Consider the following 13102-nt stretch of genomic DNA (forward strand, 5'->3'; position numbering starts at 1 on the left):
GGCCAGGCGGCCGTCGCGCTGGTGATCCGCAACCGCACCGATGACGAGCGGTTCCCCGATACCGTGGGAGGGGTCAGCCTTCAGCCCCGGCAGTTCTCGGCGTGGAACGGGGATGGGTCAGGCAACCGGCTGATCTCGCAATACCAGCCCGGAGATGAAGCCTATGACCGGGCCGCCTATGTGGTCGATGCGGTGATGGGCGGCTATGTGCCGGACTTCACCGATGGAGCGACGCACTACTACTCGCCGGCCGGCATGAAGGCGCTGGTCGATCAGGGCTATCAGCGCAACATGATCCCCGGCTGGTTGCAGACCGAGACCGCGAACCGCGATACGCTACCGGTGAGGATCGGCGGGCATGTGTTCACAGGGCAGGTGAAGGACGGCGACTAGGCCGATACCTAGTCGCCGTACATCCGCATCATGCGCCAATTCCATTCCGCCGTCCCAGGTTGGAACTCACGGCATGCAGAGGTCTCGATAGCTTCAGAAGTCATGGATTCACTTTGGCCCACCGCAGGCCCCGCTTTTCGTGCAACAAGAGCCGCAAACGCTCCAAACCCCGCAAGGGCCCACAGCGCCGATGCAAAGAATCCCCCCAGGAAGAGAGCCACAGCGATGCCAAACAGGACGCGGGACAACACTTTCCGCTGCGCCTCCAGCCGCTCGTCGGCATCAGGCGCCTTCCGGGGAGCAGCAGCGTGCGGCCGGGTCACTCCGGCCAGCGGTGGCGCAGCACCCCAGTCATGAACATTCGCCATGGCAACCCCCTTCATACAAAGCACCAAGGGCCGCCCCGATCAGAGACCGAGGCGGCGAGTGGAAACTAAAGGAGAACATAGCACAGATCGCGTCGAAAATAAACGACGCCATTCAGCACTCTCAGTCGGCCGTGGTTGATCTCGGCGTTACACATGTGCGATGTCTGTCGCGATCCCTGTCGGCGACGCACCGAGCCGCAGATCCAGGCGAAGCCCAAGGTCGATCCCGCCGTTCTCATGCGGCTTGCGACAGATCTGCCGTCCATCTGGAACGCGACCGGAACTGATGCGCTTCTGCGCGACGTGGGGCGTGACACACGCCTGGCGCAGGTCGGCGACGAACTCGGCCGCGTCGAACCCCTTGTCGGCCCCGAGCGTCAAACGTCGGGTCGACCCGGGGGAATGGCGGTGGATCATGTCCAATGCAGCGCGCCGTTCGGCTGGGTCAGGTCACCCTGCACAATCAGACCATTACGGTTCTCCATCAGCGCATGCCCGTTGAAGCACAGCATCGCCCCGGTGCCGGGAGACTTCTTGTAGCCTGCGGGACCGGATCATCGCCAGGCTCGCCCTGGTCTCGCAACTCCTGCACCAGCAGCCGAAGGGCAGCGGCAAGATCTACGCCCTGCACGAACCCGAGGTCGACTGCATCTCGAAAGGCAAGGCACGGGTGCGTTATGAATTCGGCTGCAAGGTCAGCGTCGCCACCACGCTGGACGAGGGCTTCGTGGTCGGCATGCGCAGCTTTCCCGGCAATCCCTTCTTTGGTTGCCGCCCGTGATGCAAGAGGCTTCTGACCTTGTTGGCGGGTGATCGAGTGCGGTTTTCTTTCAGGCCTCCAGGTGCGGCGCTTTCAGAAGCCGCGGGCCGGCATGGTGATCAGCGGGTCGGGTCCAAATCTACGATGTGAGCTCTGATACTCATGGGATTGCCCTAGCTTCCCCGATCCGGATCTGTTCGATCGTTGCGCCCATTCAGGTCATCGGCTTCTCACACTCCCCCTTGGCACCGGAGCTGGCAGGTCACGACAGGAAGGTCATGCCCTCGCCAGCGCCGGATCCCGATAATCCTCGTTCTTCGTCAGCATCGCCCAGAACTGCCGGGCCATTTTATTGGCCAGCGCGATCCCAACCAGCATCTTCGGCTTCGTCGCAAGCTTGCGGCCGAGCCAGCTCTCGGCTGGCACCTGGTGGCGCGCGCGGCCCGTGGTGCGGCTCATCGCTCCGATGATCAAAAGTCGTCGGATATCGCTCTGGCCGGCCTTGGAGATCCGCCCCAGCCGTGCCTTCCCACCGCTCGAGCGCTGGCGTGGCACCAGCCCCAGCCAAGCCGCGAAATCCCGACCAGACTTGAACTGCGCCATGTCAGGGGCGAAGGCCTCGACCGCCAGCGCTGTCAGGGGGCCGACGCCGGGCATCGTCTGCAGCCGCCGCGCGGTATCGGTCTCCGCTGCGAGCGCCTTCAGGGCCTTGGTCTTCGTCTCGATCCTCTCACTCTTCTCCGCAATCTGCGCCAGCAGGTCCTGGCACTCCGCGATGACAAGGGCGGGCAGGTCGCAGCCAAGATCCTCCAACACTGCCACGATGCGCTTCACGTGGCCTGCGCTGGAGCAGGTGACGATCCTGACCGATCAGCGTCCCGATCTGGCCGTTGTCGATCGCGGCTACCGCGGCCACGGCGAAACAGAGACCCGCGTGCTGATCAGCGGCGCCCGCCGCGGCCTCACACCGAAGCTGGACGCCGATCTCCGCCGCCGCAGCGCCATCGAGGCCGAGATCGGTCATATGAAAACCGACGGCCGCCTGTCACGCTGCCCCCTGAAAGGCGCCATCGGCGACGCCCTCTTCGCCGTGCTCCGCGCCTGCGGGCACAACATCCGAAAGATCCTGGCCCACCTTAAGCCTTGGCTTGCCTGCATGATCGCCGCCCTCCGGGCGGCCATCAACGCACCGGATCAGGGCCATCAGATCGTCATAGCGGCTTGAGCGATTTGTTCAGGGTGAACTTATTGAGATCTGACTTCGACTAGCAAAGCGTTCAATCTATCAATATCTTTCTCCAGAAACAATTTTGCACAGTCCAAGCAGTAGTGGTGCTTGCCGCCCTCGGAACTTATCGTCAGACGGCGATCACCCATTGCTATGCGATGCTTGCTGCTATGTCGGCAGTTATGCGATTTTCCTGCCGGCGTAACCTCCATACTTACAATTAAGGATCGTGCTCTAGCCATTTCTGAGTTCCCCCTCCAATACTTGAACCAGCTCAGGCAAGGCTTTGTGCCCTTGATCCAGCTGCTCAAGTGTAAAATTTTGCCGGTCCGCGTTGGCTCCAGCGACATGCGTATTGACGCGGCGATGCAGTTCCGAAACTGCCCAAGCATAATTTCTCTCTCGACGACGTGGATCTAAAGTCCGACCGCCAGCATTCACTCCAAGACGGCCGAGGATACCGCCGACCTCATTTTGAACACGCTCATTCAATGACGCACGTCTGGCTTCGCGACGATCTTGGCGAGTTGTTCGCAAACGCCGGATTTCTTGCGCAGCTTGGTCAGGAGTCACGCCCAATTCTGCGAGCTGCTGCAAAAGAACTATCGCTTGAGGATCGCCAATCGGGTCCATGTCGGACGCGCGAACCCCACGCTCCTCCAGAATTTCTACGGGCGCGATTCCGCCGCCTCCACCAAGCTCGCGGACAGCAATTTCGCCGGTAAAATCGACATCTTCGATTTCCGGAAGTAGGTCAGCAAAAAATCCTTGGTCGGCTTCACTGAATTGCCGAAAATCGTTCCATCGACGAGCAACATTAGCGCCAACGTGAAAAACGACCACGCCTTGGCTGGTGGGGTGGCCTGGGCTATTTTGCTCGACTACTCGCATGATGCGACCGATAAACTGAACGAACGGACTCAGGTTCGCGAATATGCTCCCAACCATCGCCACCGCGAGATACTTATGGTCGAAGCCTTCACCCAACATTCTTGCCTGAACAATGACATCGATATCGTGATTTTCGAGTTGCTGGAAAACACGATCATTGGCCTGACCCTCACGGGAATGAACATAGGCTGCACGAAGCCCCCGAGCGCGGAATGCTTCCGTGATTTGGATGCAGTGATCGTAATTGACCGCCGAAGCGATGATTTTGAGGCGCTGTTCGCCAGTGCTCTGCCGCAGCTGACGCAACTCGGCAATCGAATGATCAACAATTGAAGAAAGAGTTTCATCCGACATGACGATGCCACGGCGGAATTCGGCGTCTGTTTCGCCCAGGCGACGAACTTCTTCTGCATCTATGATGCGCTCTTGCCCGTCTGAACGGTCGATATAACGCAATTCTGTGGGGCGTAGCATCTTGGCCCGGAGTCGTTTCACATAGCCGGCTTCGATCGCCCTGAGGACAGGGAAGCTGTAGATTATGCGCCCTTCCATGAGCGCGCCGTCAGCGCGGGCAGGAGTGGCACTGAAATTAACAACACGAGCATTCGGGAAGCGCCGCTTGACCTGCTGCCAGCTCGCCGCGGTGTTGTGGTGCGCCTCATCCACAAGGATCATATCGAAGAAATCATCAGGCAAGCCGTCAAGCCAACGATTTTCTTCTCCAGCAATTTGTTGAATGTTCGCAACTGTTACGTCGGCGTGGAGGATGTCATCGACATTTACACGACCGCTTTCTACTATTGTTGTCTCGGGATATTGCTCCGATGCGCCAATGATGTGGCAGCGGTCATAAAAATTAGATTCGCTGTTTGCTCGAAGATCGTTGCCGAGCTGGGTTCTGATCCGTGTGCCGGGAGCAACCACAAGTGCGCGTTGACCTCTAAGCGCATAAGGCGAAATCGCGATCAGGCCTGACTTTCCGCAGCCAACAGGAAGAACTATCCCGACCTCTCTATCCGCACCGACTTGCTGAAAATGGTCGTGGATCGCCGTAAACCCCTCCCTTTGAGGGATACGAAGCTGATTGTTGTCGTTGATCGCGACCTGCTGATTAAAAGGCAATTTATCCTCCCTTGTTTTTCTTTTTCATTATACGCGCGGCGTGATGCGCGCGGCCGTCCGAATGTCAGCGATCTGTGTACCGATCGCCTGAAGACTTTGGCGCATATCGTTGAAGACGGGTTTTTCTGCCTCTGGGTCGCTGATGGTCAGAATTGCAGTGAAGGGAACGCCTCCCTCCGGCATCACCTCTCCAGCGCGGGTGAGATACTCAACAAACAGTCGCCAGTTCGACGAAGGCCCAACTCCCTGCGGGAAGGTCTTGGCGTGGACCTTCACCGGGCTCCACTTCAGGTCATGTTCGATTAGCTCCGCCTCGACCGCCGGCGATTCACGCGAAGACGGGAGATAAAGCGGGTCAAGTCGGCCCTTCCATTTACCCTCGTCTTGCTCCTGCTGCAGGACAGCATTCACGTTGACCCTGACGAACTCGGAGCCGAACCGGGCATCCAGCGGAGGGGTGGAAACGAGTGTGAGCTTCGCCCGCCCTCGGCATTTGCCGCCAAGTCCGACCAAGGACGCCGGCCATGAGAAGCGGAAATTGATCTGCTGACCGTGCTGGATACGCGAGGCGAAGACCAAGGTGATTGAATGATCGCCCGTCTCCAGAATACGTTCAGCAGACGGCGGCATACCGAAGCCGACCAGGTGCCGTGCCACCGGCGCCAGCATTTTCGGACGCAAGGGTTCCGGAATCTCCGCGTGGTGGACCAGCAAACCGATGAGGGTCTCACGAGAGACCTCGCCCTCGATGGCATGGTCGAGCACTGCTGCGGTCTTGGCAATCAACGGCGAGGCATAGCTGGTGCCGCAACCATCGACTACTGTTCCATCTGGAAGGATAGAGAAAAGACCATGCCCCAGTGTCGCGTGCTGCGTGCCCGCGCCGCCTATGTGGGCAAGGTCGGGTTTCCCGCCTGAGCGAAGCCCAGGCCCCCGACGGCTGAAACGGGCTGGGGCGAAAGGCTGGCAGCCGCTATGCCCCGGCGGATTCAGTGCAGCAACGGCAACATTTCTTGCGCTCTCCGCTGGCGTCAAGAGCCCGTCATTTCGTGCAAGTGCGAGGTTGGAAAGGGCCGTTGCTGCATCGGCCGGCCACTCCGGGCGCAGATCTTGTGGCTGAATGTTACCGGCGGAAATGAACACGACAGCATTGTTCTCTTCGGCAATCTGGTCAAGTCGGACCGCATGTGGGCTGTAGCGATCGGGCGCGGCGGGCTGAAGGATGTTCAAGCTCATATTGAAGACACGCACACCGTGCCGTGCCCGCGCATCCGCGACAGCCGCATCCATCTCATCGAAGAATTGCGGGAGGCCACCGGAATAGTATGATGCAAAGGCCCCGGCCTTTTGCTCATTGGGGAAGACGGCCACGTCAACCAGTTCTGTTCCGTCGGGTTCGGGGCAAGTTTCCGCACCATTGATACCTGCTCCAGCGACAGTAAGTCCGCCAATGAACGTGCCATGAGATAGATCCATATCTTCGTCGGCAAGTACGTCCCATCGATCGATAACCCAGTCTGCCAACGCCGGACTTATGCCGCCATCGATGACGCCCATCCTCGGATGAGTCCTGCGGCTATCACGAACGGGCATCACTGCCTGAGATGGCCGAATGCGGCCGGGCGTTACCGGGCGAGCGGAACGCACTACGATGCCGGGCAATTCGATTCGGCGGACCAAGGGATGCGTGTCCAGAAATGCCAGCAAGCGGCTGTGGTGTTGAACCTCCGGATCGAATGGCGCAAGCTCACGGCGTTCCTTTGACGACACGCTTGTCAGCCGTAGGACAGCGCCATCGTTTGCTTGGTCCAAGCGCACAGAAAGCATCGGGAGGCGCTGCCGCCAGTTCGGCAAACGCTCCACTGACAGATTTTGTTCAAGGGCGCTGAAGCCAACAACGAAAGACTCGACCAGACGTCGGTGGGCGGGGTCGAGGCGATCCCATTCGGCACGCGGTGGCAGAACATCGAACAACTCGACTTGATACCCGCTACCCGTCATCGGATTGCTCAGCCATACAACAGCCTCTTCGACCGAAAAGTTGCGCTTGTCGGAAGCGCCATAAAGTTCAATCCGGTCTATTGCCCCCGTCTCGCTCCTCTGCGCCGAGGGGTTCGGCACCTCTTTCCGCTTTTTTTCGTCGTACCGCATTCTGGTCTGCGGCTCGGCTTTGGCAATTCCCGCTTTTACCACCGTCAAAGCCGATGGACTGCCTTCAACAATCATCACGCCGAGATCTCCACCCCCGACTACAGGCACTCGATCGCTGCGAAACAGCGCGCCCACGGGGCGATGGCTTTTCGCCCAGGCATCGCGTTTGAGGATTACCTTGACGTAGCCGATCGGTCCCTGTGCTTGCGCGGAAAGAACCCCGGAAATAGCGTCGATCTGATCGATCAGAGCTGCTTTGTGAGCCTCGAATTCCCGATCACGGTGAGCGAAGAAATCCTTGCGGCCGCCGCCACCGCCTGCCTCTCGGGCTTCCTCATAGTTGTTCGGATTGAGAACGATCTGGATCGGACTAGCCATTGTCTACTCTCCCATCAACTTTACTCGCCTGCCGCCCAAGCTGACGACTTACAGTCGACTTATCCCGGCCAGCGATTTCACCTATGTCGGCCATCGAAAATGCGAGAATGGGGTCGTCGCGCATAGCCCGGAATAGAGTCGCGGGATCGTCGAACAGCAGCGTTCGACGCTCGCTCTGAATTCGGGCCGCGTTGAGCGTTGCAAATTGGCGAAGAGTGTCAAGCAACCCCCGCCGATCATCCTCGCGAACCGTGGTGGCCTTCTTGTATGTTCTCACCAGCGATTCGATCTCCGCGCCGGTCGAACCTTCGGTGAACCAAGCAATAAGGCGCAAATGGCTGCTGGGAGCAGTTACAGGCGGCATAAACATGGCGGCGATCGCCTTCCTCACCTCAAAATCGGGCTTAGGGATCTCAAGCTGAACCTCGAAACGGCGCCAGACCGCTGGATCAAGCAGCTTTTGGTGATTGGTGATGCCAATCGTCAATCCAATATTCTGCCTGACATCTAGATTTTGGAGAAGAGCATTCACAACGCGCTTGATTTCGCCGACCTCCTGCGGGTCGTCGCGGACCTTTGCAATTGCGTCGAACTCATCAAGCAGAAGAACACAGCGATATCGATTTGCAAACGCGAAGAGATTTCCGATATTGCGTGCTGTCGTACCAAGAAATGAAGATACAAGGCCATCTAGCTTTACCAGGACAACAGGCAATTCCAGTCTGCCCGCCATCCAAAGAGCCAGGCGTGTCTTCCCCGTGCCAGGCGCTCCGTAAATTAAACACGTCTTCGAGGGCACGATATCGACGGTCGCGAGCGCCTCGAAATCGGTCCACTCATCGACGATTGTCCCGACCGCCTGCGTCACAGTTGAATTAAAGAGCGGAGCCGCTCTCTCAACTTCAGATGGAAAAATGATCTCTGCCAAGGCGGCGGACGTTTCACGATCAACAGGGACCGGCGTGTTGCGGCCCAACGTCTCACCAGACAGGTTCGCTCGGGAGCGCTCGATTCGGCTCGGAGCCATCTCCTTTAGTCGCTCAGCCGTAGAAAGAACCCTCGCGAGCGATGCTGCCTGTTTTTCCTCGCCATCCTTGGCGAGGGCATCCTTTAACCGCTCGACTTGCTTGCGCAATGCCGGTGTTGGCTCGCTCATGGCCGCCCGGCATAGGGCTTGAATAATTGAAAAGTGCTCCATGCGCCCCGCTCGTGATCTGATGCATAACTTATGCTGCATGGTGCATTTAGCGCATCGCAAGGTGCAGGTCAACGCTGTTTTGTTGCGGGTTTGGCGGCGCTAGGTGCGATGTTGTAGTGATCCGTTGCGGCTTCTTCTGTGAACCAGGCACCAGCATTAGTCGGGGGCTGGCCTTAGACCCCATGATCGCGGTGTGAGCTGAGTGGATCGGTGGTCTCTCCCGCGGCGTTCTCCTTCGAGGGTTGCGCCAGATGGGCTGGCGCCGAGCCTCAAGAACGGGGGAGAGACCAGATGCAAGATAGCATGTTCATCGGGCTGGATGTCCACAAGGCGACGATCTCGGTGGCTGTTGCGCAAGGAAAGCGCGGCGGCGAGGTAAGGCACTGGGGCACGATCCCGCACCGGCCCGATCACGTCCGCAGGCTTGCCGAGAAGCTGGGCTGCGCCGGGCGACGGCTCCATCTCTGCTACGAGGCGGGGCCCTGCGGCTATGGTCTTCATCGCCAGCTTACCGAACTCGGACATGACTGCATGGTCGTCGCGCCCTCGCTCATCCCGGTGAAGGCCGGCGACCGGGTGAAGACCGACCGGCGCGACGCGGCCATGCTGGCGAAGCTGCATCGAGCAGGCGAGCTGACCGCGGTCTAGGTAGTTCAGCCTGAACAATGTGTTCATCCCGGTATGCTGGCCTGATCCTGCCGGTCCTGGGCAGTTAGGGCCGCCAGGATTGCGGCTATGATCAGCGCAAGCCAAGCCCGGAGATGGGCGAGAATCTTGCGGATATTGTGGCCACAGCCACAGAGCACTGCGAAGAGGGCATCGCCGATGGCGCCCTTCAGGGGACATCTGGCGAGGCGACCGTCGGTTTTCATGTGGCCGATCTCTGCCTAGATGGCGCTGCGGCGGCGGAGGTCAGTGATCAGCTTCGGCGTCAGGCCGCGGCGGGCGCCGCTGATCAGGACGCGGGTCCTGTTCTCACCGTGGCCGCGGTAGCCGCGGTCGACGACGGCGAGGTCGGGGCGCTGGTCGGTCAGGATCGTCACCTGTTCCAGTGCTTGCCTCAGAGTGTGGCCGTCATAGGGATTGCCCGGAAAGCTGCGCATGCCGACGACGAAGCCCTCGTCCAGCGTGGTGGCGACGCTGACCTTGCAGCCGAACTCGTAGCGGACCCGCGCCTTACCCTTGGAGATGCAGTCGACTTCGGGCTCATGCAGGGCATAGATCTTGTCCGCGCCCTTGGGAGGCTGGTGCAACAGTTGCGACACGAGGCCGAGCTTCCCGATGATGCGATCCCGCAGGTTGCCTTCGGGGATGTCCTGCAGGTGGCGGCGGAGATCCCGCATGACCCGACCGGTGTAGCCCTTCAGCCTTTTCAATGCCTTGCGCATGCGTTTGAACTGCTTTGCATGGGCGTAGCGGCCAACCTGCAGCGCCAGCCGAGGGGCGAGACGCGCGTAGGACTGCCGCAGTTCCACCCCGGCCTCTTGCGCCAGGGCGACCAGCTGATCGCGCGCCCGCTCATAAAGCCGGGAGTCCGTCGGATGGGCGATCGCCTTTTCCATCACGGTCGTATCCACCGCCACACGCCTGACGCTGTCCTCGTCGATCACCCCGGACTTCTGTCCGGCCCGGATGGTCTGGGTCAGCAGCCACTCCACACCCTCTTCGCCGATCCGCCCCCGCCAGCGGGTCAACGAAGATGGGTCGATGGGCGGACGGTGCTGGAAGAAGGTCTCGCCGGTGAAGTGCTGGTAGTAGGGGTTCTCGACCCAGCGGGCGACCACCGCCTCGTCCGACAGCCTGTAGGCATGCTGGAGATAAAGCAGACCCGCCACCAGCCGCGGCTCCGTCACGGGCCGCCCCTTGCCCGACGGGAAGAACCCCGACCATTCCCGGTCGAACACCTCCCAGTCGATCAACGCCGCCAGCTTCACCAACTCGTGCCGCTGGTCGATCATGTCAACAAGGCGCGGACGCAGCAGATCATCCTGTTCCTCAGTGCGCGGGCGGTGCTTCATGGGCGGGACCGAAATTGCAGGGTATCGGTCGAAATCATACGAAACCCTGCAGGTTATGGCGAGAAAAACAGGACTGTTTCAACGAAAAAGCAACAGCATGGCCGTTGTTCAGGGAGAACTATCTGGAGGCTGGTCTGGAAGGTCCGGTCTACGGACCGCGTGACCGCAGCGAGCGTCTGGCTGACCAGTTCAAGTCATATCTGGTGGAGCGGCTGGAGTCATTTCCCGGTCTGTCCGGGTGCCTGCATCGGGAAGCGCGAGCTGGGCTATGCGGGCGAACACGATGCCCCGGAGGCTGGCGCCGATCCACGATAGCTGGGCGGATCGTTCCGGAGCAGGCCGCTGGCGCGCTCCCTGATGGAGATCGCCGCGGAAGCGACGCGCATCAGAAGCCTGTTGCCGCCCACGAACCGTGAGTTCCGCTCATGGTCGAGCGTGTCCCACATCACCGGGTCGGACTTCTGCAGTCAGGAGAACATCCACGCGAAGACGGAGGCCGAGTTCGTCCTCAAGATGCTCAGGCCATGTCGGGATCCGAAGGGATCGAGCAGATCGCCTCAGGCGACCGGTCCGGCCTCGCCTGGCCTGGCTCAAGGGGAACCACTTCGTTTCCGAGGAGCTCCTCGATACGGAAAGATACCCCCGCGGCAGGGTCCTGCTCGCCGAGGATGCGCTCGACCAGCTGGAAGCCTTCCGGAAGTCGCATGAGGCCGCACCAGAGCCATGACTGGCGGGGCAAAGGCGCTCTGAGCGAACACGGATGGCGTCCTGCGGAGTGGATGTGCTCGTTGCCCTCACTCGGCGCTTCTGCCAGAATTGGTGATCCCTGCTTGTTACGGTGTTGGTTTCATGGATGTGGTGACCCTTTGCCTGTTCATATCCGCGGTGATTGTCTTGACGATCACCCCCGGTCCGGATCTCTTCCTGATCATGGGGCGTGGGATCTCGCAAGGTCGAGCGGCGGCCCTGTTCACATCTCTGGGCTTCTTCCTGGCAGGCTTCGTGCAGGTGCCTTTGCTCGCCTTTGGCCTCGCCAGCGTCGTGGCGCGGAACCCGGTGCTTTTCGACATTCTCCGCTACGCTGGCGGCGCCTATCTGGTGTGGCGTGGCGTCGCGATGATCCGCCACGCCGGGTGCGGGCCAGTGCTTTCGGCGAACTATGCGTCCGCCGGGGCCGCGATCCGGGAAGGGTTCATCGCCAGCCTCGTAAACCCCAAGAGCCACGTCTTCCTTCTGGCCTTTCTGCCGCAGTTCGTCCGTCCTGAGAACGGATCGGTGATGGTCCAGTTCATCTTTCTGGGCATCGTCATGCGGGTCGTCGCTCTGTTGATCGAGAGCGGCATTGCATTTTTTGCGGGGTCTATCGGGGAGCGCTTGCGACGGTCGCCGCAGCTGCATGGCTGGCTGGAGCGGTTGGCCGGGTGCCTGCTCGTGGCTGTAGGTTTGCGCCTTATGCTCATGGATCGACCGCAGGACGTCATGACGAAGCCATAGATTGGCAAGGAAAAGCACAAGGGGCCGGCATGGTGAAACAGCTCCGATGCGCCCCAGAGACGAGCATGATGGCTCCATGAGCATCCATTGTGTGACCACCTGAGCCTTGTGGCGCGGCGGGTCTGATTCCTCACCGTTTGCCCTGAGCCACGCCACCTTCAGCATGTTTGAGAATCGCACGTCGGAGGGCGAATAGACCAACAATCGGGAGTCCGACCGCCAAGAACCCGCTCTGACCGGCGAACAGCGCCCAGATGATCGACGCCAAACTCGCCACTAACATCACGACGGACCAGGTGACGATTGATTGCCGTGGCAGTGCTTGCGAGCCGATAAAGCCGCCTCGCGAAAAGAGCGTGAGCGCGCAACCTGTGATAAAGATTGTCAACAGAACCGCAGTGTAGGAGTTGGCCTCGATGCGATTTGCGATCTGGGTCATCTGAAGGCGGTTCAGACCGACGATCAACGGAGTGATGATTGCCAGATGCAGGTTTATGCCAACAAATATCGGACTGGGCGGCATTCTGCGAACCCAGAAACCAACAAGAACTCCTGCAGCAAACGCAGCCCCCACCCATCCGGCCAACTCGAGGTCGCCAGAACTCTGTAAGATGAGAGCGAACGCTATGGATGGGGCAGCTTCAAAGAGGTCCAGCTGCCACGATGATTCCCCCGAAGACGACATACTAATTACCTGACATTAAAGTTAGAAGAACTTAAAGACGAATCTTGTTCCAGTTCGCCTCACCTTGCGTTCTGCATATGCGCAGAACAATAACCCACCTATTACAGGCTTTCTTCTGGGCCGTGCAAGGACTTCATCTTGTTCTATAACGCCTGCCCACCCGCGGTTCCGCAGCTGGTTCGCTTCGCAGCTCTTGGTGTGAACAACCTCATGAGATCTCACACCTAGGCGCTGACCGTCACAGCATAGAATATAGCCATTCTTGGCGGTGCCATTTTCGAAGCCTCGGGACCAAGCGGATTCTCGTGGGCTAGCATGGCCATGCTTGTTGTCACCGCCGGGTCTGGATTTACATGAAGCGTGCCTCGCTGGCGCGGGAAACATGATGTGAAGTTAGGACTATCGCCCCCTGCGGC

At 59.8% G+C, this 13102-nt stretch carries 7 protein-coding genes and 6 pseudogenes; 5 read left to right on the plus strand and 8 right to left on the minus strand.

The features are described from left to right. Nucleotides 1-393 (plus strand): cell wall hydrolase (locus C5F48_RS17925; RefSeq protein WP_146170633.1); only part of this gene is annotated, 393 nt, incomplete at its 5' end. 8 nt (nt 394-401) lie between these two features. On the opposite strand, the gene C5F48_RS24850 is transcribed toward C5F48_RS17925, so the two are convergent. Further along, a complete protein-coding gene (locus C5F48_RS24850; protein ID WP_146170634.1) occupies nt 402-761 on the minus strand; it encodes a hypothetical protein in 360 nt (119 codons plus the stop codon). A 147-nt stretch (nt 762-908) separates the two neighbouring features. Further along, nucleotides 909-1300, minus strand: a pseudogene (locus tag C5F48_RS26470) (hypothetical protein); the annotation flags it as partial. Nucleotides 1301-1326: 26 nt separating this feature from the next. On the opposite strand from C5F48_RS26470, the pseudogene C5F48_RS17935 reads away from it, so the two are divergent. Then, nucleotides 1327-1530: pseudogene (locus tag C5F48_RS17935) on the plus strand (IS5/IS1182 family transposase); the annotation flags it as partial. Nucleotides 1531-1797: 267 nt separating this feature from the next. On the opposite strand, the pseudogene C5F48_RS17940 reads toward C5F48_RS17935, so the two are convergent. Then, nucleotides 1798-2358, minus strand: a pseudogene (locus C5F48_RS17940) (IS110 family RNA-guided transposase); the annotation flags it as partial. A gap of 4 nt (nt 2359-2362) precedes the next feature. On the opposite strand from C5F48_RS17940, the pseudogene C5F48_RS17945 reads away from it, so the two are divergent. Continuing rightward, nucleotides 2363-2746 (plus strand): annotated as a pseudogene (locus C5F48_RS17945) (transposase); the annotation flags it as partial. A 237-nt stretch (nt 2747-2983) separates the two neighbouring features. On the opposite strand, the gene C5F48_RS17950 reads toward C5F48_RS17945, so the two are convergent. From C5F48_RS17950 to C5F48_RS17960, 3 genes are read right to left on the minus strand one after another with little or no spacing between them, the layout of a single operon-like run. Next, nucleotides 2984-4762, minus strand: coding sequence for a DEAD/DEAH box helicase (locus C5F48_RS17950; RefSeq protein WP_107665222.1), 1779 nt, complete (start codon nt 4760-4762; stop codon nt 2984-2986). A gap of 27 nt (nt 4763-4789) precedes the next feature. Then, entirely contained in the window at nt 4790-7291 is a 2502-nt protein-coding gene (locus C5F48_RS17955) for a S8 family peptidase (protein WP_107665223.1), read from the minus strand. Next, nucleotides 7284-8489, minus strand: coding sequence for an AAA family ATPase (locus C5F48_RS17960; RefSeq protein ID WP_107665224.1), 1206 nt, complete (start codon nt 8487-8489; stop codon nt 7284-7286). The genes C5F48_RS17955 and C5F48_RS17960 overlap by 8 nt, the downstream gene beginning before the upstream one ends. A gap of 291 nt (nt 8490-8780) precedes the next feature. Between C5F48_RS17960 and C5F48_RS17965 the strand changes: the two are divergent. Beyond that, nucleotides 8781-9134, plus strand: a pseudogene (locus tag C5F48_RS17965) (IS110 family transposase); the annotation flags it as partial. 26 nt (nt 9135-9160) lie between these two features. Here C5F48_RS17965 and C5F48_RS17970 read toward each other — a convergent pair. Next, a pseudogene (locus C5F48_RS17970) lies at nt 9161-10507 on the minus strand (IS5 family transposase). A gap of 849 nt (nt 10508-11356) precedes the next feature. Between C5F48_RS17970 and C5F48_RS17980 the strand changes: the two are divergent. After that, the gene (locus tag C5F48_RS17980) at nt 11357-12001 is read left to right on the plus strand and encodes a LysE family translocator (RefSeq protein ID WP_107665226.1); all 645 of its coding nucleotides are present in this window, start codon (nt 11357-11359) and stop codon (nt 11999-12001) included. A gap of 130 nt (nt 12002-12131) precedes the next feature. Here the strand turns inward: C5F48_RS17980 and C5F48_RS17985 are convergent, their stop codons facing one another. Then, complete coding sequence (locus tag C5F48_RS17985) at nt 12132-12524, minus strand: hypothetical protein (protein WP_107665227.1); 393 nt, start codon at nt 12522-12524, stop codon at nt 12132-12134. Nucleotides 12525-13102 lie beyond the last annotated feature (578 nt).

It is taken from the genome of Cereibacter changlensis JA139 (assembly GCF_003034985.1).
GTDB classification, from domain to species: domain Bacteria; phylum Pseudomonadota; class Alphaproteobacteria; order Rhodobacterales; family Rhodobacteraceae; genus Cereibacter; species Cereibacter changlensis.

Excerpts from the sequence above, each read along its gene's own strand:
- C5F48_RS17985 (WP_107665227.1), bottom strand. The coding sequence starts at position 12,524 with ATGCCGCCCAGTCCGATATTTGTTGGCATAAACCTGCATCTGGCAATC.
- C5F48_RS17960 (WP_107665224.1), bottom strand. The coding sequence starts at position 8,489 with ATGGAGCACTTTTCAATTATTCAAGCCCTATGCCGGGCGGCCATGAGC.
- C5F48_RS17955 (WP_107665223.1), bottom strand. The coding sequence starts at position 7,291 with ATGGCTAGTCCGATCCAGATCGTTCTCAATCCGAACAACTATGAGGAA.
- C5F48_RS24850 (WP_146170634.1), bottom strand. The coding sequence starts at position 761 with ATGGCGAATGTTCATGACTGGGGTGCTGCGCCACCGCTGGCCGGAGTG.
- C5F48_RS17980 (WP_107665226.1), top strand. The coding sequence starts at position 11,357 with ATGGATGTGGTGACCCTTTGCCTGTTCATATCCGCGGTGATTGTCTTG.